General features: G+C 60.8%; 20 protein-coding genes. 9 read left to right on the top strand and 11 right to left on the bottom strand.

The genetic code is table 11. The features are described 5' to 3' along the window. The first annotated feature begins 1 nt into the window (after position 1). A complete protein-coding gene (locus tag BMX55_RS07935; protein ID WP_245751326.1) occupies positions 2 to 460 on the top strand; it encodes an NUDIX domain-containing protein in 459 nt (152 codons plus the stop codon). On the opposite strand, the gene BMX55_RS07940 is transcribed toward BMX55_RS07935, so the two are convergent. Next, complete coding sequence (locus BMX55_RS07940; protein WP_091455496.1) at positions 448 to 1,554, bottom strand: anhydro-N-acetylmuramic acid kinase; 1,107 nt, start codon at positions 1,552 to 1,554, stop codon at positions 448 to 450. The two genes, BMX55_RS07935 and BMX55_RS07940, sit on opposite strands and share 13 nt — an antisense overlap. A 22-nt stretch (positions 1,555 to 1,576) precedes the next feature. Beyond that, a complete protein-coding gene (locus BMX55_RS07945; RefSeq protein ID WP_091455500.1) occupies positions 1,577 to 2,941 on the bottom strand; it encodes a M23 family metallopeptidase in 1,365 nt (454 codons plus the stop codon). A 189-nt stretch (positions 2,942 to 3,130) separates the two neighbouring features. Between BMX55_RS07945 and tyrS the strand changes: the two genes are divergently transcribed. Genes tyrS through BMX55_RS07960 form a run of 3 tightly spaced genes read left to right on the top strand, consistent with a single transcriptional unit; the run spans position 3,131 to position 6,605 of the window. Further along, entirely contained in the window at positions 3,131 to 4,363 is a 1,233-nt protein-coding gene (tyrS, locus tag BMX55_RS07950) for a tyrosine--tRNA ligase (RefSeq protein WP_091455504.1), read from the top strand. A 16-nt stretch (positions 4,364 to 4,379) separates the two neighbouring features. Next, positions 4,380 to 5,822 carry a bifunctional UDP-N-acetylglucosamine diphosphorylase/glucosamine-1-phosphate N-acetyltransferase GlmU gene (gene glmU / locus BMX55_RS07955; RefSeq protein ID WP_091455507.1) on the top strand — a complete coding sequence of 481 codons (1,443 nt, stop codon included), beginning with the start codon at positions 4,380 to 4,382 and terminating at the stop codon, positions 5,820 to 5,822. A gap of 6 nt (positions 5,823 to 5,828) precedes the next feature. Then, complete coding sequence (locus tag BMX55_RS07960; RefSeq protein ID WP_091455511.1) at positions 5,829 to 6,605, top strand: sensor histidine kinase; 777 nt, start codon at positions 5,829 to 5,831, stop codon at positions 6,603 to 6,605. Here BMX55_RS07960 and BMX55_RS07965 read toward each other — a convergent pair. From BMX55_RS07965 to BMX55_RS07980, 4 genes are read right to left on the bottom strand one after another with little or no spacing between them, the layout of a single operon-like run. Then, on the bottom strand, positions 6,602 to 7,411 hold the full coding sequence (locus BMX55_RS07965) for a ChbG/HpnK family deacetylase (protein WP_091455515.1): 810 nt from the start codon (positions 7,409 to 7,411) through the stop codon (positions 6,602 to 6,604). The genes BMX55_RS07960 and BMX55_RS07965 overlap by 4 nt on opposite strands. Next, positions 7,408 to 7,818 (bottom strand): GtrA family protein, encoded by a 411-nt coding sequence (locus BMX55_RS07970; RefSeq protein WP_091455518.1) that lies wholly within the window; start codon positions 7,816 to 7,818, stop codon positions 7,408 to 7,410. Before BMX55_RS07970 ends, BMX55_RS07965 begins: the two co-directional genes overlap by 4 nt. After that, entirely contained in the window at positions 7,815 to 8,807 is a 993-nt protein-coding gene (locus tag BMX55_RS07975) for a glycosyltransferase family 2 protein (protein ID WP_091455520.1), read from the bottom strand. Before BMX55_RS07975 ends, BMX55_RS07970 begins: the two co-directional genes overlap by 4 nt. Next, entirely contained in the window at positions 8,804 to 10,396 is a 1,593-nt protein-coding gene (locus BMX55_RS07980) for a glycosyltransferase family 39 protein (RefSeq protein WP_245751327.1), read from the bottom strand. The genes BMX55_RS07975 and BMX55_RS07980 overlap by 4 nt, the downstream gene beginning before the upstream one ends. Before the next feature lie 93 nt (positions 10,397 to 10,489). Between BMX55_RS07980 and BMX55_RS07985 the strand changes: the two genes are divergently transcribed. After that, positions 10,490 to 10,972, top strand: a complete 483-nt coding sequence (locus BMX55_RS07985) for a thioesterase family protein (protein WP_091455754.1) — start codon at positions 10,490 to 10,492, stop codon at positions 10,970 to 10,972. 2 nt (positions 10,973 to 10,974) lie between these two features. Here the strand turns inward: BMX55_RS07985 and BMX55_RS07990 are convergent, their stop codons facing one another. Then, positions 10,975 to 11,412 (bottom strand): acyl-CoA thioesterase, encoded by a 438-nt coding sequence (locus BMX55_RS07990; protein ID WP_091455526.1) that lies wholly within the window; start codon positions 11,410 to 11,412, stop codon positions 10,975 to 10,977. 41 nt (positions 11,413 to 11,453) lie between these two features. Between BMX55_RS07990 and BMX55_RS07995 the strand changes: the two genes are divergently transcribed. From BMX55_RS07995 to BMX55_RS08010, 4 genes are all read left to right on the top strand, one after another. After that, positions 11,454 to 13,274 carry an ABCB family ABC transporter ATP-binding protein/permease gene (locus BMX55_RS07995; protein WP_091455529.1) on the top strand — a complete coding sequence of 607 codons (1,821 nt, stop codon included), beginning with the start codon at positions 11,454 to 11,456 and terminating at the stop codon, positions 13,272 to 13,274. 72 nt (positions 13,275 to 13,346) lie between these two features. Continuing rightward, positions 13,347 to 14,042 carry a DUF3334 family protein gene (locus BMX55_RS08000; protein WP_091455533.1) on the top strand — a complete coding sequence of 232 codons (696 nt, stop codon included), beginning with the start codon at positions 13,347 to 13,349 and terminating at the stop codon, positions 14,040 to 14,042. 110 nt (positions 14,043 to 14,152) lie between these two features. Then, positions 14,153 to 14,545, top strand: coding sequence for a hypothetical protein (locus tag BMX55_RS08005; protein ID WP_143059597.1), 393 nt, complete (start codon positions 14,153 to 14,155; stop codon positions 14,543 to 14,545). A gap of 104 nt (positions 14,546 to 14,649) precedes the next feature. Beyond that, a complete protein-coding gene (locus BMX55_RS08010) occupies positions 14,650 to 15,987 on the top strand; it encodes a hemolysin family protein (RefSeq protein WP_091455538.1) in 1,338 nt (445 codons plus the stop codon). Here BMX55_RS08010 and BMX55_RS08015 read toward each other — a convergent pair. The 4 genes from BMX55_RS08015 to BMX55_RS08030 all read right to left on the bottom strand — a co-directional run bounded on the left by BMX55_RS08015 (position 15,975) and on the right by BMX55_RS08030 (position 22,747). Further along, a complete protein-coding gene (locus BMX55_RS08015; protein ID WP_091455541.1) occupies positions 15,975 to 17,372 on the bottom strand; it encodes an SPOR domain-containing protein in 1,398 nt (465 codons plus the stop codon). The genes BMX55_RS08010 and BMX55_RS08015 overlap by 13 nt on opposite strands. Before the next feature lie 37 nt (positions 17,373 to 17,409). Continuing rightward, positions 17,410 to 17,868, bottom strand: coding sequence for a CreA family protein (locus BMX55_RS08020; protein ID WP_091455545.1), 459 nt, complete (start codon positions 17,866 to 17,868; stop codon positions 17,410 to 17,412). Between the two features lie 94 nt (positions 17,869 to 17,962). Next, the gene (cphA, locus tag BMX55_RS08025; RefSeq protein ID WP_091455548.1) at positions 17,963 to 20,482 is read right to left on the bottom strand and encodes a cyanophycin synthetase; all 2,520 of its coding nucleotides are present in this window, start codon (positions 20,480 to 20,482) and stop codon (positions 17,963 to 17,965) included. A 39-nt stretch (positions 20,483 to 20,521) separates the two neighbouring features. Then, entirely contained in the window at positions 20,522 to 22,747 is a 2,226-nt protein-coding gene (locus BMX55_RS08030) for a cyanophycin synthetase (RefSeq protein WP_091455552.1), read from the bottom strand. Positions 22,748 to 22,918: the final 171 nt, after the last annotated feature.

Genomic DNA, 22,918 nt, shown 5'->3' on the forward strand with positions numbered 1-22,918 from the left:
CGTGAGCGATGCCAACCCCCTAGCCATCCCTGCGCGCCAACACACCGAGGTGGCCGTGGGCGTACTCCTGCGCCCCGATGGGGCGCTGCTGCTCTCCACCCGGCCTCCGGGCAAAGCCTATGCGGGCTACTGGGAGTTTCCGGGCGGCAAAATCGAAGCCGGTGAAACCGTAGAGCAAGCCCTGCGCCGCGAATTGATCGAAGAACTGGGCATCACCATAGGCCCGGCTGAAGTTTGGAAAGTGACGGAGCACGACTATCCCCATGCCTTGGTGCGCTTGCACTGGTGCAAGGTCTGGGATTGGACGGGCGAGTTCGAAATGCGCGAAGGCCAGGAAATGGCGTGGCAACAGTTGCCGCTGCAAGTGCGACCGGTGTTGCCCGGTGCCTACCCGGTGCTAGAGTGGCTGGCGCAAGAACGCGGCCAGCTGTTTGACTTGGCCGCCCTTCAGGCCGGGTAAATGGCCCCCAGCACCCGCGCGCCACGCGCGCCGGTCACGCTGGGCAGATTGCCGGGTGCCCCCAGTAGGGCTTGGCGGGCCAGCCAAGCAAAGGCGGCAGCCTCTACCTGTTGGGCGGGTAGCCCGTAGCTGCCGCTGGCTTGCACTTTCAGGGTGGGCAAGAGCGCTTGCAGGCGCGCCATCAGGTGTTGGTTAAATGCTCCACCACCGCACACCAGCAGCAAGTCACTGTGCGGGCCGTGACTTTGCGCGCTGGCAGCACAGACCAAGGCGGTGAACTCGGTCAAAGTGGCCTGTACGTCCTGCGGGGCTAAATCGGCATAGCCTTCGAGTTTTGCCGCCAGCCAATCCAGATTGAACAGGTCACGGCCTGTGCTCTTGGGGGGCGGCTGGTGCAAAAAAGGCTCGGCTTGCAAGCGCTGCAACAAGGCTGGGATCACCTGCCCGCTGGCGGCCCAAGCGCCCGCATGGTCAAAAGGCTGGCCCATGTGGCGCTGGCACCAGCCATCCATCAGGGCATTACCGGGGCCACAGTCAAAACCGAGCACGCTGCCATCGGCAGCCAATACGCTGAGGTTGGATATGCCGCCGATATTGAGCACCAGTGTCTCTTGTCCCGGTCGGCCAAACACCTGCTGGTGAAAAGCAGGTACCAACGGCGCGCCTTGGCCGCCTGCGGCCACATCGCGGCTGCGCAAATCGGCCACCACGGTAATGCCGGTCAGTTCTGCCAGCAAGGCTGGACTATTGAGTTGCAGGGTATAGCCAGTGCCATCGTATTGTCCGGGGCGGTGGCGCACGGTCTGGCCGTGGGCACCGACGGCCCGAATGGTTTGGGCGGGTAAATCGCTAGCGGCCAGCAAGGCCCGCACCACCTGCGCATAAATGCGTGCCAAGGCATTGGCGGCCAGTGCGGCGCGGTGCAGTTCATCTGGGCCGCTGCGGTTGAGGGACAGCAGTTCGGCGCGCAGGTCTGGCGGCAGCTCTGCTGACTGGTAGTGCGTGACGGTGCAGCGCGAGCCAGAAAACTCGGCCAGCACCCCATCTACCCCATCGAGGGAGGTGCCTGACATCAGGCCGATATAGCGCTCCATCGCTCGGGCCTAGCTTGCTTGTTTATTGTGCGCTGGCTTGGAACACCAAGTCGGCGGAGTTGAATTGCATGCGCATATTGGCTGCAAGGCGGTTAAATTCGGTGCGGTGGGCTGCCGCTACGGGTGCTGCTGCCTCGCTTTGCTTGGCGATCACCATGGGGTCTTGGTGGACGCCATTGACGCGGAACTCAAAGTGCAGGTGCGGGCCAGTAGCCCAGCCAGTAGCGCCCACCGCGCCAATGTTCTGGCCTTGGGATACGCTTTCGCCCTTGCGCACATCAATGCGGCTCAAGTGGGCATAGGCCGTCACGTGCTGGTTGCGGTGCTTGATAACTACGATGTTGCCATAGCCGTTTTGCGTGCCAGCAAACTCCACCACGCCATCACCAATGGTGCGTACGGGGGTGCCAGCAGGGGCACCAAAGTCGGTACCCAAGTGGGCGCGCCAAGTTTGGTGGATGGGGTGGAACCGCATGGCAAAGCCACTGGTCACGCGTGAGAACTCCAGCGGCGAGCTGAGATAGGCGCGGCGCAGGCTTTGGCCTTCGAGGTTGAAGTAAGCACCCTTGTCAGCCCCTGGCGCTTGGAACCACACCGCTTGGTGGGTTTTGCCGTGGTTACGAAACTCGGCACTGAGCACGCGGCCACTGCGCAGTGGCTCGCCGTCGGCTTCTAGCGTTTCGTAAACGACAGAAAAACGATCTCCCTTGCGCAGGGAGCGACGGAAGTCAATTTCTGTAGAGAAAATCTCGGCCACTTGGGTGGCTACATTGTCTGGAATGTTGGCATCGTCGGTGGCAGCAAACAGCGAGCTATGAATGATGCCCCCAGCCAGCCGAGAGGAGACGGTCAGTGGGGCGGTTTCTAGGCGCGAGACGAGTTTGCCTTCGCTATTTTTTTCTACCACCAAGCGTGAGAACATGCCATTGTCTTCATGGGCCCAACGTGCCACCAAGCGCAGTAGGCGGTGGTCATCGGTGGTTTCGGCGCGTACGAGGCGACCATGGCGGCCTAGTAGATTTTGCTGGGTTAGGCTATCGCGGCGCAAAAAGGCTGCTGCTGCTGGATCGGCAATACCCAGACGGCGCAACAGGGATTCTGCGGTGTCAGTGTTGCGCACATTGTCGGCGCGGTACAAAGAGAAAGTGGCACCATCGCTCAAATCGGCCAAGGTGGAGCCGCTGGCCAGCGACTGCACGGGTTCCTCTACCAAGCGCACTGGCAAGTCGGCGGCGTCTGGCCCCAACGAGGCCACAGCAAAAGCACCACCGCCACCGGTCAACAGCACGGTGGCCAAGGCGGCGGTAATGCGTTTAGGGTGTTGTTGCAGGCTGTAAGAAATTCGCGAAAGCAGGGCCGCACTGGCGGTGGTAAAGCCGTTTTTCAAAATGATTTCCCCTAGGTGAGCGTGTGTCCGGGGCAAAATTCCAGCACAAGCACTGGATGCGGCGGAGCGCACAAACTGACAGACTGCAGCGTCTCAGGTGTGCCTGAAAAGGTGGGCCACTAGAATCGGCCACTGCAAAGTGGGCGAAGTATAGCCAAGCCCATCGTCCAAGGTTGTAAAAAATAACATATGAATGACTCTTTTGTGACGTCGACCCCGTTGTCGGACGGGGTACGCCAAGCCCTAGAAACCTCGCTGCGCGGTGCGCAGGAACTGTTGCCCCAAGATGAATGGGTCAAAAAACTGGTGCGTGCTGAAACCACCGGCCAGCCCCTGCGCATCAAATTGGGCCTAGACCCCACCGCCCCCGATATCCATATCGGCCACACGGTGGTGCTGAACAAAATGCGCCAATTGCAGGACTTGGGCCACCAAGTCATCTTTTTGATTGGTGATTTCACCAGCTTGATTGGCGACCCTTCTGGGCGCAACAGCACACGGCCACCGCTCACGCCGGAGCAAATCAAGCTCAATGCCGAAACTTACTACCAGCAGGCCAGCTTGGTGCTAGACCCCGCGCGCACTGAAATCCGCTACAACAGCGAATGGTGCGAGCCGCTGGGGGCCAGTGGCATGATCCAACTGGCGGCCAAGTACACCGTGGCCCGCATGATGGAGCGCGATGATTTTCACAAGCGCTTCCACAGCGGCCAGTCCATTAGCGTGCATGAGTTTTTGTACCCGTTGATGCAAGGCTACGATTCGGTGGCGCTTAAGTCCGATTTGGAGCTGGGCGGCACCGATCAAAAGTTCAACCTGCTGATGGGCCGCCATTTGCAAGAAGAATACGGCCAAGAGCCGCAGTGCGTGCTGACCATGCCGCTGTTGGTAGGGTTGGATGGCGTGGACAAAATGTCCAAGTCCAAGAACAACTATATTGGTATCACCGAAGAGGCCAACAGCATGTTTGCCAAGGTGCTGTCGATCTCTGACACGCTGATGTGGGACTGGTACACGCTGCTGTCGTTCAAGAGCTTGGCCGACATTGCCGCGCTCAAAGCCGAAGTAGCCGCAGGCCGCAACCCCAAAGAGGCCAAAGTGATGTTGGCTAAAGAGATTACGGCGCGCTTTCACAGTGTGGCGGCAGCGGATGCAGCCGAGCAAGACTTTATCAACCGCAGCAAGGGCGGTGTCCCCGATGAGATTCCAGAGGTGAGCCTGTCTGGCGCGCCCTTGGGCATTGGTGCTCTGCTCAAGCAGGCCAATCTGGCCCCGTCCACCAGCGAGGCCAATCGCCTCATTGACGGTGGCGGTGTGCGCGTCGATGGCAGCGTGGTCAGTGACCGGGGCCTGAAGGTGGCCGCTGGCACCTATGTGGTGCAGGTGGGCAAGCGCAAGTTTGCCCGCGTTGCACTGAGCTAACCACGACAAGCCCATCATGACATCACCTATCGATATCCTCATCATGGCTGCCGGTAAGGGCACCCGCATGAAAAGCCGCCGCCCAAAGGTGCTGCACCGGCTGGCTGGCCGTGCCCTGTTGCAGCATGTGTTGGATACGGCAGCGCAGTTGCAGCCGCGCAGTGCCATCGTCATTACGGGCCACGAAGCCGCTACCGTAGAAGCAGCGATGGCCGCATCCCACGGCCCCAGCGCCGACTTTGCTTTGAAATTTGCCCGCCAAGAGCCGCAATTGGGCACGGGCCATGCGGTGCAGCAGGCGGTGCCTTTGCTGGCCGGTGATGGCACCGTGCTGGTGTTGTCGGGCGATGTGCCGCTCACCCAAGGTGATACCCTGCGTGACCTGATTGCGGCTTCACAAACGGCGGTTGGTGGGGCGTTGGCCCTGCTCACTGTGACTTTGCCCGACCCTACCGGCTATGGCCGCATCGTGCGTGCTGCCACTGGTGCCGTGCAGGGCATTGTGGAGCACAAGGATGCCAGCGCGGCACAGCGCGCCATCACCGAGGTGTACAGCGGCATCATGGCGGTGCCTGCACAGCGGTTGGCGGGCTGGTTGGCCCGGCTCACCAATACCAATGCCCAAGGCGAGTATTACCTGACCGATATCGTGGCGATGGCAGTGCAAGACGGTGTGCCCGTGGTGGGCCACTGCATTGCAGACGCCTTGCAAGTTGCGGGTGTGAACAGCCCCTTGCAACTGGCCGAGTTGGAGCGTGCCCACCAGGGGCGTCAAGCCCGTGCGCTGATGGAGCAAGGGGTGCGGCTGGCCGACCCGGCCCGCTTTGATCTGCGTGACGATGTGCGCTCAGGTGCCAAGGCCGCGCTGGTGTGCGGCCAAGATGTAGAGATTGATGTCGGCTGCATCTTTACCGGGCGCGTAGAGTTGGGCGAAGGCGTACAAATTGGCGCGCACTGCTGCATTGCCAATGCGCGTATTGCTGCCGGAGCCATCATTCACCCCTATACCCACATAGATGGCGAAAAACTGGGGGTCAGTGTGGGTGAAGGCGCTTTGATTGGCCCCTTTGCCCGCTTGCGCCCCGGTGCCCAATTGGGCCCAGAGGTGCATATCGGCAACTTTGTCGAAGTCAAGAACAGCACGCTGGCCGCTGGTGCCAAGGCCAACCATCTGGCCTATTTAGGCGATGCCACGGTGGGTGAGCGGGTCAACTATGGCGCAGGCAGCATCACCGCCAACTACGACGGTGCCAACAAGCACCGCACGGTGATTGAGGCCGATGTACATATCGGCAGCAACTGCGTACTGGTGGCACCACTGACCATCGGAGCCGGTGGCACCGTGGGTGCTGGCACCACCCTGACCAAAGATGCGCCCCCTGGCAGCTTGAGCGTGGCCCGTGGCAAGCCGATCAACATTGCCCAATGGCAGCGCCCAGCCAAACAACCCAAAGGCTGAGGCCACATGACGCCGCCCACGCCCAGCACCGAGCAAGAAGTGGCGCAGTTGCGCATGCTGCTGGCGCAGCGCGAGCGTCAATTGGCCGAGATAAGCCAAGCCTACGAGGATTTTCTGCGTGCCGTATCGCACGATTTGCGTGCGCCGCTGCGCCATGTTACCTCCTATGGCACCCTGCTGGCCGAGGTGTTGCCAGAGGCCGGGTTGCAAGGCCCCGCTTGGGAAGAAGCCGAGGAGTTTCTGGGCACCATGAACCAATCGGCACGGCGCATGGGCCAGATGCTCGATGGCCTGCTGGCCTTGTCGCGCATCGTGCGTGCGCCGCTACAACGCCAGCCGGTGGCCTTGGCGGCTTTGTTGGCCGAGGTGCAAACCGAGCTGGCTGCGCGCACGGCGCAGCGCAGCATTGAGTGGCAAGCACAATTACAAACCGCCCACGTCGAGGCTGATGCCGCCCTGCTGCGTCAATTGCTGCGGCAACTGCTGGACAATGCGCTCAAGTTCACACAATCGCGGTCACCGGCGCGCATTGCCATTGCCTGTTGGCGCAACACCGAGGGCCAAGTGGGCTTGCGCATCCAAGACAATGGCGTCGGTTTCAATCCAGCGCAAGCGGCAGGGCTGTTTGGCTTGTTTCAGCGCCTGCACCGTGAAAACGAGTTTGAGGGCGTGGGGGCCGGTTTAGCAGCGGTGCGTGCCATTGCCAAGCGCCACGGTGGTGATGCACAGGCCAGCGCCATCCTTGGCGAGGGCTGTACTGTCACGGTGACTTGGCCGGGTTAGCTCTTAGGTGTTTGGGGTAGGGATTCGCCCTGCACCAGCACCACCCCAAGGCGCTGCAATAAAGCAGCAAATTCGGGCGAGGCCAAATAGGCGTATTCCACCGCCCGCTGGCTGCCAATGGCATCGCCCGGCACTGGGGTGCTGGCTGGGTGGCACATCAGCAAGGTGCCCTCCGTGGCTTGTGCCAGCCATTGCACCATGTGTGCGCCATAGGCTGCTGGCGTGGTGGCATCAAAGCCATACACCCCGGCAAAAGCCGGGTGGTGGCGTACCCCCGCCCGCACCAGATGGCGGCGCAGGCTCCAGCCCCCCAACACGGCCAGTACCGTGGCCTTGTCTGGCCCTAGCCGCACAGGCAGGGTAGAGCGCACCCAAGGCTGATGGCTGCCATAGCGGGCGTGCAGCACTTGCAACAAGGCGGTGCGTACCCCCGGCAGTTGGTGGACATGCTGGTGGCCGTCAATAAAATCGGGGGCGGTGCCCAAGTGCTGCTCAAAGGCATCCAACTGGCTGTGCAAGATGGGGGCGATCAGCGCCGGGCGCAACTGCCCACCGTAGGCCCGCGCCAGCACCTGTACCAGACTGGGGGCCGCAGTGCAGCCATGCCCCTCGGTCAAATTAAAGTGCAGGCCCACTTGCAACGCTGGGCGCAGGGGTGGCAGCAGCTGGGCTGCTTCCGGCCAGCGCGGAGAGGTGGTCATGCAACTGGTGGCGCTTAGTCGGCCTCTTTGGGCCAGCGCCACCACGGCGGTATCGACTGCCGGGTGCAAGGCAAAATCATCGGCACACAGGGTGATGTGTTTCATGGGGCTGGCTGGGCAAAGGCCCACAATTTGCTGCTGATAAAGGTGCCCACCGCCACTGCCAGCAGCACCAAAAACAAGCTGATGAGGTAGTGCCACGGCAGCCAGCGCAAGGCAGCAAAGTAGAGCACTTCATTAACCACAAAGGCTGCACAGGCTACGACAAAAAAGCGCGGCAGCGCCTGCCGGTGTGCCACGCCTGTATGCGCAAACGTGAGCAGTGTATGGCCGCCGTAACTGACCCAGAACGCCAGCAAAAAGGCCAGCACATTGGCTGCCAACGGCGGCCAATGCAAGCCCTGCACCAGCAGCGCCACTACCAGCAAATGCGTACTGGCGGCGGCACCGCCCACGGCCATAAAACGCAAGGGCTGCGGCCAGCCGCGCAGCCACATTAGCAAGGCTTTCATGGGTGGGGCGGGGCCAGTGGGCTGTGGTCTTCGTCTTGCGCGAGCAAATACACCGGGCGTTGTTTCACCTCTTCGTAGATGCGGCCAATGTATTCGCCCAAAATACCAATCGACAGCAACTGCACCCCCGAAAACAACATCACGCTGGCCGCCAACGTGGGCCAGCCGCCCACTGCGTTGCCAAACAACAGTGTGCTAATGGTGATCCACAGGCCATAGGCGATGGCCAACAGTGAAATGCAGCCTCCGGCCACGCTCCAAAAACGCAGCGGCAGCGTCGTAAAAGAGGTCAGGCCCAACAGCGCCAGCGCTCCTAAGCGCCGCAGGCTAAAGCTAGACTGGCCGCTAAAACGCTCAGCGGGCACAAAGGGCAGCGCCACCGTCGTAAATCCAACCCAAGCGTATAGCCCTTTCATAAAGCGGTTGCGCTCCGGCAGGGCCTTGAGGGCATCGACCACCTTGCGGTCCATCAGCCGAAAATCTCCGGCATTGCGCGGCATCTGTACGCTAGAGCCCCAGTTCATGAGCCGGTAAAAGACATTGGTGCCCAAGCGCTTGAGGCTGCTCTCGGCTGCCCGGTCGGCAATCACACCATAGACCATGTCGTAACCATTGCGCCAGAGATCAACCATACGTGGCACCAGCTCCAGCGGGTGCTGAAAATCGGCATCAATCAGCAGTACGGCATTGCCCCGCGCGTGATCTACTCCCGCCGATAGTGCTGCCTCTTTGCCAAAATTGCGCGAAAACTCCAAGTAGCGCACCCCCAGCGCCTGTGCTTGCGCCAGCGCCACCTCGCGCGTGGCATCGCGGCTGCCATCGTTAATCACCAGAATTTCAAAATCGCTGGTCAGGGCTGCCGCACAGGCGTGCAAGGCTTGTAAAAATTCAGCCAGATGACCAGCCTCGTTGTAGGCAGGCACCACGCAGCTCAGGCGCAGTGGCGGACGCGGATGCAGGGGTGTCATGGGAGGGGCAGAAGAACTCATGGCAGACGGTGCGCCGATGCAGGCTGCGGCAACACATCAAACACGGCGTAAACAAAGGTTTGGGGGTGCGGAAAGCGCCAACCTTGGCGCTGCGCCGTGAGCAATCGGGGGGTGGCATTTTGCCCGCGCTGCAACAGCCACTGCTGGGCTTGCTGGTCGCACACCGTAGGCAAAGGCTGGCTGCCATCAGGCCGTAGAGTGCCGCGTGGACACAGCAGCATACCAGCCTGTTGCTGCCATGCCGGATGTGGGTTGAACAAGGCAGGATAGCTATCGGGCAGGCCCGGCAGGGTACGGGCCTTTGGCAGGGCATAGAACGAGAGCAGGGCGTTTTCGGCCCAAGCGCCACCCACCCAGCCCAGCGTCAGCGCCGGATGGCGCTGCGCCCAGTCTTGGGCAATGACTTGGGCGGCCTCGGCACTGGGGCGGTAGTAGCCACCTTGGCCGGTGCGGGCGCTGCCTATCCCCAGCGCCAGTGCCACCAAGGCAACGGCGGCCAAAACTGGCCCCACAGCCCGGTACAAGGCGTGTAATGCGGCTGGTGTGGCCTCAGGGGTTGCTATCTGCATATTGCGCAACCACAACAAAGAAAAAGCAAAGCCAATCGGAATGGCCCACGGGGAGGACAACTCGGCCACACCTGCGATGCCAAACCCCAGCGTCAAGGCCCACGGTGCCCAAGCCAGCCAAAACAGGGTGTCTGACGACCCAGTGGGCAGCCAACTGCGCCAAGCCAGCCGCCCCAGCAGCGGCCAAAAACGTTGACCTTGCCGCTGCGCCTGCTGGTAGCTAAACACCGCCACACAGGCCAGCCAGCCCGGCAGCCAATACAGCCACGGTGCCAATGCAAAGCGCAGCACATAGCCCCATTGGGTAGCGCCGCTGCCTTGCTCCATGGCATAACCCAAAGTGATCCAGCCATGCCCAGCTACCCAAGCCAGATGCGGTGCCAATACCAAGGAGAACACAGCCAGCGCTAGATACGGACGCGGCGTGCGCAGCCACTGGCGGCCTTCAGTGCTCAAGAAAATGGGCAGTAAAAACCCCGCCAGAAACACGCCGCTGTAATACTTGCTCAACATGCTGGCCCCAGCCAGCAGCCCCAGCGCAACGCTGTAGGCCAGTCCGCGCCCACCGCGTTCTTGCCAGCTTGCCAACAGCAAAGCTGCCGTCCAAGGCCACAGCGAGAGCAATTGGCTGTTGGCATTGAACTTGGCAGCCAGCGTGGTGTAAGGCAGGCACCACAGCAACAGCAGCACGGCTGTAGGTGCCAGCGTGCGCAAGCCCAAACGTGCTGCCAGATGCCACACCCCCCACAAACCTACCGCTACATTGACATAAGACAGCAGGTGATAAAAAAAGTCGTTTTGCGGAAAAACAGCAAACCATACCCCAACCACCCAAGCAAAGAAGGGCGGATGCTTGTGTGTGCCCCAATCCCACGCTTGCGCCCAAGCGTAGTTTTCGAGCATATCGTGGTAGCCGTCCAGATTGCCTCTGGCTAGCCACTGCACCAACGCCCACAGCAGGCAAGAAACACCCACAGCCACAGCGCCCGAAGCGGCAGACCAAAAAGAAGGGGCTGCCACAGCAGCAGACGCAAAAGGTGGGGAGGTTTTCAAGGACAGACAGACCCAAAAAGACGGCTCGGAATTGTAGGTGCCTGCCGCACAATGGTGGGCATGAGCAAACATACCCCGTTAGCCGCAGTATTTGAACCCGAATTTATTGCAGGCATGAAAGACATTTTTGAGCAGCGCATCGTCTTTAACCAGATGTTGGGCTTGAAGATCGTCACCCTGCAGCCCGACCGCGTGGTGGCCCGCATCGACATGAAGCCCGAACTGGTCGGCCACTTTGCCTACAACCGGGTGCATGGTGGTGTAATCAGTGCCGGGCTAGACGCCACCGGCGCACTGGCGGTGATGGCGGCCATAGGTGCCAAGCACATGGACGAGCCACCAGCGCAGCGCCTAGCGCGCTTTCACAAACTGGGCACCATTGACCTGCGCGTAGATTACCTGCGCCCTGGCATCGGCACGCATTTTGAGTTGCACGCCCAAGTGTTGCGCCTAGGCTCGCGGGTAGCCAGCACCCGGATGGAGTTTGTGGGGCCAGAGGGGCAGTTGATGTCGGCAGGCTCGGCGGCCTACATCGTCTCCTGAAGTTAAGCCGCTGGCGTTTGGCAGGGCAGCGGGCGCGGGCGGCCTTCGTGGTCGATAGCCACATAGGTCAGGCGGGCCTCGGTCACCTTCACATAGCGCCCCTGCTCGGTAAAGCTCTCGGCAAACACATCCACCAGCACGGTGACAGAGGTGGTGCCAATACGGATCACTTTGGCATAGAACGACAGCAAATCGCCCACGCGCACCGGCTGCTTAAAGATGAACTCATTAACGGCCACCGTGGCCATACGGCCCCGTGCGTAGCGGTTGGGCAGGATGGAACCGGCCACATCCACTTGGGCCATCACCCAGCCGCCAAAGATATCGCCATTGACGTTGCAGTCAGCGGGCATGGGCACCACTTTGAGTACCAACTCCATATCTGTAGGGAGCTGGACACTGGGCAAACGGGCGGGTGCAATAGTACAGGTGGAAGACATAGGCACAATCTCGCTAAGAATAACTTGAAGCATTGTCCCCTATGCGCCACCACGGCCACAGTACCCCCCCGGCTCCTGCGGATACCGCCGCCTTGCCCCGCTCCGACTGGGCCACGCTTTCGCGCCTGCTGCCCTATCTGTGGCAATACAAGTGGCGTGTGTTGGCTGCCATCGCTTTTATGCTGGCGGCCAAGGTGGCCAACGTCGGGGTGCCGGTACTGCTGAAAAATTTGGTCGATGCCATGTCCATCCAGCCCGGCCAGCCTGCCGCGCTCTTGGTGGTGCCGGTGGGGCTGCTACTGGCCTATGGTGGCTTGCGGCTATCGACCTCGTTTTTTACCGAATTGCGCGAACTGGTGTTTTCTAAGGCCACGCAGGGGGCGGCCCGTGCCATTGCGCTGCAAACCTTTGAGCACCTGCACGCCCTGAGTTTGCGCTTTCATTTGGAGCGCCAAACCGGCGGCATGACACGCGACATCGAGCGCGGCGTGCGCGGCATTGAATCGCTCATTTCCTTCTCGTTGTTCAACATTGGGGCCACGCTGATCGAGGTGCTGCTGGTGCTGTCAGTGCTGGGGGTCAAGTTTGACGTCTGGTTTGCAGGCATCACTTTGGCGGCGTTGGTGTGCTACATCGCCTTTACGGTATGGGTGACGGAGTGGCGCACACAGTTTCGGCGCGAGGCCAATGAGTTTGATTCGGCTGCGCACAGCAAAGCCATTGATTCGCTGCTCAACTACGAAACCGTTAAATACTTCAACAACGAGGCTTTTGAAGCCCAGCGCTACGACCAAAGCCTGCAACGCCTGCGCACAGCGCGGCTCAAGGCACAAACCACGCTGTCGATGCTCAATGCCGGTCAGCAGGTGATTATTGCTGTGGGCTTGGTGGCTATGCTCTGGCGCGCCACTGAGGGCGTGGCCGCAGGCCGCATGACACTGGGCGATTTGGTCATGGTCAATGCCTTCATGATCCAGCTTTACATTCCGCTCAACTTTTTGGGCGTGATGTACCGCGAGATCAAGCAAAGTCTGACCGACTTGGACAAAATGTTCACGTTGATGGATCGCGAACGCGAAGTGGCCGATGCCCCCAGTGCCCAAGCCTTGGTGGTGCCGCCCGAAGGGGCCGCCCTGTGCTTTGAGAACGTCCACTTTGCCTACGACCCGGCCCGCCCTATTTTGAAGGGCATTAGCTTTGACGTGCCAGCGGGCAAAACGGTGGCGGTGGTGGGGCCATCTGGCTCTGGCAAATCGACGCTGGCCCGCCTGTTGTTTCGCTTTTACGATATCCAACAAGGCCGCATCACCTTGGCCGGGCAAGAACTGCGCCAGCTCACGCAAGGCAGCGTGCGCCAAGCCATCGGCATCGTGCCGCAAGACACGGTGCTGTTTAACGACACGGTGGAATACAACATTGCCTATGGCCGGCCCGGTGCCAGCCGGGCTGAGGTAGAAGAAGCCGCCAGCGCAGCCCGCATTCACGACTTTATTGCCGCCACCCCCAAGGGCTACGCCACGATGGTGGGTGAGCGCGGCCTTAAGCTCTCTGGTGGTGAAAAGCAGCGCGTGGCTATCGCCCGCACCTTGCTCAAAAACCCGCCTATTTTGATCTTTGACGAGGCCACCTCGGCGCTCGATTCGGCTAATGAGCGTGCCATTCAGGCCGAACTAAGCAGCGTAGCGCAAAATAAGACTGCGCTGGTAATTGCGCACCGCTTGTCCACTGTAGTCGATGCCCACGAAATTTTGGTGATGGAAGCGGGCCAGATCATTGAGCGTGGCACCCATGCACAATTGCTGGCTGCCAATGGCCGTTACGCCACGATGTGGGCCTTGCAGCAAAGTGGCGAGGCGGCCTAAGAACACCCTCGTCGCTTGTGCTATACACCGCCTTTCACTTATACCCATAGCTTTATTTTTCGAGACAACTCCATGAGCGCACTCAAAGAAACCGTGATTTATGGCACCGAAGATGTGCTGGTCAGTCTGTGCAATTCTGTGACGCGGGTGCTCAATGTAGCCACCCAAACCCAGATCAATTATTCGGGCATGGTGCAGCGCATCAGCAAAACCTGCCTCAAGCCTGACATTGGCTGCTTTGTGTTGTTTGATGGCGGCTTTTCGGGTCTGGTCATCATCAATTTTTCTGGCGCTGCGGCGATGGAAATTTACGAGAGCTACATGCTCAGTATGGGCATGTCGAAAAAAGAACTGGCCAGCTCCTTTACCTCGGATGAAGTCAGCAACGTCATGGGCGAGCTGATGAACCAAGTGGTGGGCGACTTTACTGGCAAGGTGCGCCGTGAGCTGCAAACGCACATCACACAAAACCAGCCAAAAATGTTGGTACTTAACAAAGAGGTGGTGCTCAATGTGGATGCCAACCTTGACCAGCCTGAGGCCCGCCGCGTTACTTTTTACACCGCCTCCAATAACATCTTTTACCTAGAGATGGCTATTGACCGCACTGAGTTCATCAAGCTCTATGATTTTGAGGCCCAAGCCGCGCCTGATCCAGACGCTCTGATGGCCCAGACCCGTGAGACCAGCCAAGCGGCTGCCAGCGCGCCTGTGCCCCCAGTAGTTTTGAGTGAAACTGACGAGCTGCTCAAGTCCTTGGGGATGTGAGCACCTTTGGTTTTTAGGTGCCAACATGGGTTGGATTCTTGGGCCGTCTTTGACTGTGGTGGCGGTGGTTTGCACCACCCAGAGACGGGCCGATTGCGTAGGGCATAGTTGTGGCTGATTTCATTGCGTTGCTGATCCGCTGGACTTTCCGGGCCGTCTTGTTGTTGTTGGGCACGGTAGTGTTTTTGGTGGTACTGGCACTGGGGCTGGTGCTGGCCGTGGTTTGGGCGCTGCGCGCCCTGTGGGCACGTTTAACGGGGCGTCCTGTCACCCCTTGGGTGATGCCGCTAGATCCGCGTGCCAGTTGGCGCATGGTGTACCAGCGGGGCCAAACACGCCGCGCATCGGCCTCAGCGGCCACGGGGGCTGATGTCACCGATGTGACGGAGATGCGTGAGACCCCCGGCGAGTGGCCGGAAAGCCAATTTGGGCGTATCTTGCCTGGTGAAGCTGATATGGATATCACTGACGTGCAGCCGCGTGAGCCTCAGCGGCCACTTTGACTGGCCGTACCCTATAGCTCGCACGGGGCTGTCACATACAGTCTTGGCTCCAGCCATACAATGCAACGCTTTAGCACTTTCAGGGAGCGCTAGGCTCCCTTTGTATGGAAATAGCAATACTTTTCGCTCTCATCTTGCTCAATGGCCTGTTTGCCATGTCGGAGATCGCGCTGGTCACGGCACGCAAAACGCGCTTGCAAAAGCTGATAGATGAGGGCGACCAAGGCGCTTTGGCTGCTGCCAAACTGGGCGAAGACCCCACCCGCTTTTTATCCACCATCCAAATCGGCATCACCTCCATTGGGGTGCTCAATGGTATTGTGGGCGAGGCCGCATTGGCCGCTCCCTTGGCCGTTTGGCTCGAGCGCATGGGTGCCCCCCAGCCCTATGGTGGCTATGCTGCCACGGGCTTGGTAGTGGTATTGATTACCTATTTTTCCATCGTCATCGGTGAGCTAGTGCCCAAGCGCATTGGTCAATCGCACCCCGAAACTTTTGCCCGGTTGGTGGCACGGCCCATCCATTTGTTGGCAGTGGCCACTAAACCCTTTGTGCTGCTGCTGTCGGGTTCTACCCGCACCTTGCTGCGGATGCTAGGCGTGAAAGAAACCAGTGGCAGCCCCGTCACAGAAGAAGAAATCCATGCCATGCTGGTCGAAGGCACTACCGCTGGCGTGATTGAATCGCACGAGCACACCATGGTGCGCAATGTGTTTCGTTTGGATGACCGCCAGATTGGCTCACTGATGGTGCCGCGTGGCGATGTGGTGTGCCTCGACCTTGACTTGCCGTTTGAAGAAAATCTGCGCCGTATTGAAGATTCTGACCACGCCCGTTTTCCGGTGGTGCAGGGCGGCATGGACAACATCCGGGGCGTGATTAATGCCCGCCAGTGGCTGGCGCGCACGCTGCGCGATGGCGACCATGCTTTGTCTAGCCAGCATTTGCAGGCGGCGCTCTATGTGCCTGAGACCATCACAGGCATGGAGCTGTTAGACAACTTCCGCCTGTCGGATGTACACATGGCGTTTGTGATTGACGAGTACGGCGAAGTGCAAGGCATCGTGACCTTGCAAGACTTGATTGAAGCCATTACTGGCGAGTTCCAGCCGCGTGACCCCGAAACCTCTTGGGCTTTGCAGCGCGAAGATGGCAGTTGGCTGCTCGATGGCCATATTCCGGTGCCCGAACTCAAAGACCGTTTGGGCTTGTCCACCGTGCCCGAAGAGGAGCGGGGCCGCTACCACACCCTGAGCGGCATGATTATGCTGCTCACAGGCCGCTTGCCCAAAGAGACAGACACCGTGCAGTGGGAAGGCTGGAAACTCGAAGTCGTGGATATGGACGGCAAAACTATCGACAAAATTCTGGCCTGCCGCCTGCCCGACAATTTGCCAGAAAACGCTCAAGCCCTGCCTGATGCTGAAGTTCAGCGGCCATAAATCATTGCATCTAGGTGCATAGAGCGCAGTTTGGCAGCGGCCCGGTCAGCCTCAGCACGACTGCCAAACGGGCCTACGCGCACCCGAATCAAGTTTTTGTCGGCATTGGTAAAGTTTTGCAGGGTGGCTGGTAGGCCTGCCATTTCAATGCGGGCGTGTACCTTTTCGGCATTGCTGGCTACAGAAAAGGTGCCAGCATGGATAAAAAAGCGGCCTGTGGCTTTGTCTGGCGGCGGTGGTGTTTCTTTGGCAGGGGGGGCGGCCACTGCCAGCTTGGCTGGGATTTTGCCCGGCGTCTTGCCCGGTGTTTTGCTTGGTGCGGGGGCGCGGATGGGTTCTGCTGTTGGGGCAGGGCGTGGTGCCGTTGGTTGGCTGGCATCTTGGCTGCTGTAAACCTTGGCGCGTGGCTTGGGGAGTGCTACAGGTTCTGGTGCTGGCGCTGGTTTGTTGACCGCCACCTTGCCGGGGCGGCGTGGCACAGGCTCGGCTGCCACCGTGCTGTTGACGGGGTTGGCCGCTGGCGTTGCTGTGGTGTGCTCTGGGCGAGGGGCTGCCGGGGGGCTGGTCACGCTTTTATCCACTGGGGGTGGTAGTTCCGGAGCTACGGGCGCCGGTTGGGCGGCTTGCGCTGGCCCAGAGATGATGGGGGGCTGCTGCCCGCCAATAGCCGTGGTTGGTGGTGGCACTGAGGGCGCTGGCGGTGCTGCTGGTGCTGGCGTGATCGCCCCAGTAGCGGGGGCGTTGAGCGGCAAAATTGGCGCTGGCCGGGGCAAAATCGGCGTTGCCATGGTGGGTTCTGGTTGCCGGCTGGTCAGCTGCGGTTGCTTGTCTGGGGCCATACTGACCAGTGTGACCATGCCGCCCAAGGCCAGCAGAAGCAAGTGGGCCAATGCCTGCCAGCCCATGCGCTTACCAGTGCCTGCTCGGCGTGCCAGCAGAGCGCGGGCTTGTGTCAGGTTTTGCGATGCAGCAATGGCGTTGTGTACGCGCAACTCGGTTTGTGCATAGAGCAAGATATCGCCGTACAGGCCCGGCAGCAGGGTGCCGACCACGACAAAGGCCAGCAGCAGCCACCAGCGCACTGAGGCCAAGGTAGGCATGGTGGCCGCATCAACTGCCAAAAAAAGACCCCACAAGATGGCAGCCAGCACAGCGTACAGCGCTGCCGGACGCCAAAGCCGGTAAAACACCATCCAGTGCAAGGTGAGAAAGGCTGCTGCCGAGTTCCAGCCGGGCCGCGTGCGGCCGGTGGCCTCAAACACCGAGAACACCCGGATATTGCGCTCAATACCCAGCGGCCCCAGCGCCTGCCGGTACAGCGACATGAGGGGGGTTTCGGTGGGGGCGCGAGTGAGAGGGGAAACCGGGGGAGAAGCGTCAGGCATCGTCAAATTTTGCTACGTTGAGATCGTCCACACGTTCTTAGCGCACCGGGATCGGAATGCTCCTGTCCACTGCCACCGCCGTGACGCTATTTTGCGGCGAGCCGTCGATCAGCTTTTCTGAATAGGTCAGATAGACCAATGTGTTGCGCGTGCGATCAATCATGCGCACGATGCGCAGATGTTTGAACAGCAGGGACATGCGCTCGCTAAACACTTCTTCTTGCTGGCGCAGCGGTTTGGGAAAGCTGATCGGCCCCGTCTGGCGGCAGGCAATGGAGGCTTCGGCGCGGTCTTCGGCCAAGCCCAATGTGCCCTTGATGCCCCCCGTACGTGCTCGCGACACATAACAGGTGATGCCGGCTGCGCCGGGGTCATCATAGGCTTCGACCAGAATGTCGTGGTCGCGGCCTATGAGTTTGAAGGCGGTATCGACGGTGCCGATTTTTTCGCCACCGGCATGGGCCAGCCCGATGCTGGCCCATGCCAGCAAGAGCATGGCAGCGCTGCGGTGCCAGAAAGAAGTGCAAGAGCGGTGGGGCAATGTGTGCATGGTGCCCGAATTGTGCCGCACACCCTGCCCCAGCGGTAGCTCAAGCCTCGCGACAGCGCTGTGCGAGATGGGCCAGTGCCTCTTCTACCTGATCGACCAACACCAAACACAGGTCGCCGGGGGTCAGACGCTCTAGCGCCGCATCAATGGCCTTGAACTCGCCGTAAATCTCTTCGACATGGCGGGTGCGGCTGGCGCCTTGCAAACCTTCGCGCAACAGGGCGATGACTTCGCCAAAGGCGGCACCCAAAATCACGGTTTGGGCGCGGATATCTTCATCGCGCCGGTCTCCAGCACCACTGATGACCACGCTGCGGCGTTTGCCGGGCAGGGCATCCACCGCCGCTACCAAGGCGCGCATGGCGTCGGGGTTGTGGCCGTAGTCGGCAATGATGGTGGCCCCTTTGTAATCCATCAGGTTAAAGCGGCCAGGGGCGTTGTCGCTGTCATTGACAAAACCGGAGAGGCCCCGGCGGATGGTTTGCCAAGACAAGCCTACCCCCCAAGCACCGGCCACGGCAGCCATGACGTTTTCGACCTGAAAGCCAATTTTTCCATTGCGGGTGATGGGCACATCGCGCAGGTGGATGGTTTCGCGCCACGAGCCTTCTGCCGCGACGATGGAGTCACCATCGACATACACCGAGCGGTGCCCTTGGGCGCGGTGCGTTGCCATGACGGGGTGGTGGCGGTCGGCGGCAAAGAAAATGATCTTGCCAGTGCAGGCTGGGGCCATCGCTGCCACGATGGGGTCGGCGGCATTGAGCACGGCGTAACCGTCGGGGGCTACGTTTTGCACAATCACGCGCTTCAAGACGGCCAAATCTTCTACGGTGCTGATGTAGTTCAGGCCCAGATGGTCGCCCTCACCAATGTTGGTAACGACGGCCACTTGGCAGCGGTCAAAGCCCAAGCCCTCGCGCAAAATGCCGCCACGGGCGGTTTCAAACACCGCTGCATCCACTTCAGGATGCAGCAGCACATTGCGGGCGCTGCGCGGGCCGGAGCAATCGCCGCTGTCAATCTGGCGGCCATTGACATAAACGCCGTCGGTATTGGTCATACCCACACGCAGGCCCTGTGCGGAGAACAAATGCGCCAGTAGCCGCGCTGTGGTCGTTTTGCCATTGGTGCCAGTCACGGCCACCACCGGGATGCGGCCATCTTGGCCGGGGGCAAATACCTCATTAATCATGGCTTGGCCGACATTGCGCGGCTTGCCATAGCTGGGGGCCAAGTGCATACGCAAGCCGGGCGCGGCGTTAACCTCGACAATGCCGCCGCCTTGCTCTTCAATCGGGTGCAGCACGCTTTCGCAGACCAGATCAACACCGCAGATATGCAGGCCAATCATCTGTGCTGCTGCTACAGCACGGGCCGCCAAATCGGGGTGGACGTCATCCGTGACATCGGTGGCGGTGCCACCGGTCGACAGGTTGGCGTTATTGCGCAGCACCACGCGTTGGCCCTTGGCGGGGATGGAGTCGGGCGTGAGGCCTTGGGTGGCCAAACGGGCCACGGCAATATCGTCCAAGCGGATTTTGGTCAGGGAGGTAGCATGGCCTTCGCCCCGGCGCGGATCGAGGTTGACCAAATCGACCAGCTCCCGCACGGTATGGATGGCATCGCCCAGCACTTGGGGCGGCTCGCGCCGCGCTGCGGCTACCAAATGATCGCCCACCACCAGCAGGCGGAAGTCGTGGCCGGGCAAGAAGCGCTCGACCATCACCGTGCCATACTCTTCGGCCACGCGGTAGGCATCGTCCAGTTGGGCGCGCTCAGTGATGTTGACCGTCACGCCTTTGCCTTGGTTGCCGTCTTGCGGCTTGACCACCACCGGCAGGCCCACTTCTAGGGCCACGGCCCAAGCCTCGTCCATGCTTTCGACGGGGCGGCCCAGTGGCACCGGCACACCGGCGGCATGCAGCAGGCGCTTGGTCAGGTCTTTGTCTTGGGCGATGGATTCGGCTACGGCGCTGGTGGAATCGAGTTCCGCCGCTTGGATGCGCCGCTGCTTGCTGCCCCAGCCAAACTGCACCAAACTGCCTTGGGTCAGGCGGCGGTACGGAATGCCACGCGCCACAGCAGCATCGACAATCGCACCAGTGCTGGGGCCTAGGCGCTCGTCTTCGTCTAGCTCGCGCAGTTGTGCCACTGCGGCGGCACCATCAAAACTGCCGCCGTGGAGTGCGGCCTCGATCAGCGCTTGGGCATGGTCAAAAGCTTGGCGGCCTACCGCTTCTTCGGTGTATTCGACAATCACTTGATAGACACCGGGGTCTACCGTAGCGGCGGTGCGGCTAAAGGTGACTTGGCAGCCCGCTTGGGCTTGCAGCGCCAGCGCTGCCGATTGCAGCACATGGGCCAAAGAGATGTCGCTGTCACTGCCTTCGGGGTGCAAGGTGCCAATGGCAGGGAACAAGGCGCGCAGGCGCGCTTCAAAGCCATCGAGCTGGGCCATGGCGCGCTCTTGTGGCAAACAGGACACAACAGCCTCAATGGCGGTATTGCGGCTCCAGAGATTGGGGCCACGCAGGGCACGGATGCGGGAGACGTCCATGATGGGTTCTTCTTTCCGAAACTAAAGAGAGCGATGCGCTTACAGGGGCAATACCGGCGCACGCGTGGCGTTGGCCGTGGGCGTGGCAGGCTCAAAGGTCTTGATGCCAGCGGCAATCAGGTCGGGGGCAATGTCCAGCGCCCAAGCGGCAGCCACAGCGGCCAGCAAGGTGGGTACATCAGCGGCCAGCGATTCGCGGCCCGCCGTCAGGCGCTCTAAGGTGCCGATAGACTTTTCGCTGCTGCCGGTAGCCAGCACGACCTTGCCGTCCAGCAACAATACAGCACGGCCTTGGTTCTCAGTCCGATGGGCGATGATGGCGGGCAGGTTGGCGTCAGCGGCATACAAAATGACATCACCATCGCACAGCGGGGCCAGCTCGGCCACCTGAGGCTCTGCCGCATTGAGCACCGCTGCACCTTGCTCTAGCACCACATCCACTTGGGTGCGCAGCACCTTGGTCATTTGGGCTTGCTCTTGGATATCGAACTCGGCCAGCGTTTCAAAGCCATCCATATCGGTCACTACGCCCACCGTGCAGCGGTCGTAGGCCAAGCCGTCTTGCAAGATGATGCGGGCATCGTTCTCGATCACCGCTGCTTGCACCATTTGGCTCACCAGCAGGCGGTGCGCGCCAGCCCAGTGGGCGCTGTCGCGGGTATCGACGCAGCGCTCGTTCATGAACATGCCTTCGCGGCAGGCTAAACCCGTAAAGTGGCCGCCTAAATGCAGCAGCCATGCCACCAAACGGGCAATGGTGGCCGTGCCACGGCGACCGGCCACCCCGACGACTGGAATGCGGCCCGGTGCGGGTGTATCTTCGCCTTCTTCTGCCGGGAACAGGTGTTCGGCAATGGCCTGCCCCACCGGGCGCGGCGCGCCCACAGCGGGCTTGAGGTGCATGAGCAGGCCGGGGCCAGCGTTGACTTCGACAATCGCACCGCCTTGGCTGTGCAGCGGTTTGGAGATGTCTTGCGCCACCATGTCGATGCCCGCAATGTCCAAGCCCACCACCTTGGCTGCCAACTGAGCGATATAGGCCACTTCGGGGTGTACCTCGTCGGTGCAATCGACGGCCACATTGCCATTGCGCTGCACCACCACCTGCTGCCCGGCGGCAGGTATGGCGTTGGCGTCTAGGTCTTGGCGTTTGAGTTCTAGCTGCACCTTGGCGTCGGTGGCTATGTCGATGATTTCTAGCGGGTACTCTTCTTCGTGACCGCGCCGGGGGTCAGAATTGAGTTGGCTGTCGATGAGTTCGCGCACCGTGTTGCGGCCATTGCCAGTAATGCCCACTACCTCGCCACGGGCCGCCGCTACCAGCTTGCCACCCACCACCAGCAGGCGGTGCTCGTCACCAGGGATGTAGCGCTCGACCATCACATCGCTGCCCTCAGGGTAAGCGACATGGTAGGCTGCCTCAATGTCTTGCTGCTTGCGCAAATCGAGCGTTACGCCCCGGCCATGGTTGCCGTCTGACGGCTTAACTACCACCGGCAGGCCGATGTCTTGGGCTGCCTCCCAGGCTTCTGCCGGGCTATTGACGATTTGCCCTTCTGGGATGGGCACGCCGCAGGCTTTGAGCAGGCTCTTGGTCAGGTCTTTGTCGCTGGCAATACCTTCGGCAATGGCGCTGGTGTATTCGGATTCTGCTGTCCAGATGCGCCGTTGGCTGGCACCGTAGCCCAGTTGCACCAAATTGCCATCGTTGAGGCGAATGTGCGGAATGCCGCGATCCCCCGCTGCGGTGACGATACAGCCGGTGCTGGGGCCAAGGTAGCGGTCATCCACCTCGGTACGTACCAGCGCCACAGCGGCTTGTACGTCAAAAGGCTGGTCGTTGATGGCCGCCATAATGAGGCGATGGCCTTGCTCTAGCGCCACGCGGGCCACCTGCTCTTCACGGGCGCGAAACACCATGCGATAAACGCCGTGCTGCGAGGTGCTGCGTGTTTGGCCAAAGCCAGTGGGCATACCGGCCAAATTGAGCAACTCAATGACGATGTGCTCAAGCACATGGCCGCACCAAGTGCCTTCTTGCAGGCGTTGCAAAAAGCCGCCGCGCTCGCCCACGCCACAGTGGTGCTCAATCAGTGCGGGCAACCACGCAGTGAGACGCTCATTGAAGCCGGGCAGCAGGTTGGAGGGGTAGTCCTCTAGGGCACCAAGGTCTAACCAGACCTCTAGCACCGGGCGATAAGTCCAGATATTGGGGCCACGCAAATAGTTGATGCGCAGCAATTGGATGTCGTTAAATGTCGGCATGGGGTGCAGCGTGAAGCAAGTGGAATAAAGGAGTATTGCAGGCCCGGCGGGCTGAAAAGTGATTGTGCGCGCACGGCGGGTGTCAGCGCGCAACGCCTTGGCAGCGTTATTGCAAGGTGCGCAAGCACCCCGACGCCCCGCAGGGGCGATAACCCAAGCCGCCATGCAGGC

The sequence above is a fragment of the Giesbergeria anulus genome (assembly GCF_900111115.1).
Lineage (GTDB): Bacteria > Pseudomonadota > Gammaproteobacteria > Burkholderiales > Burkholderiaceae_C > Simplicispira > Simplicispira anulus.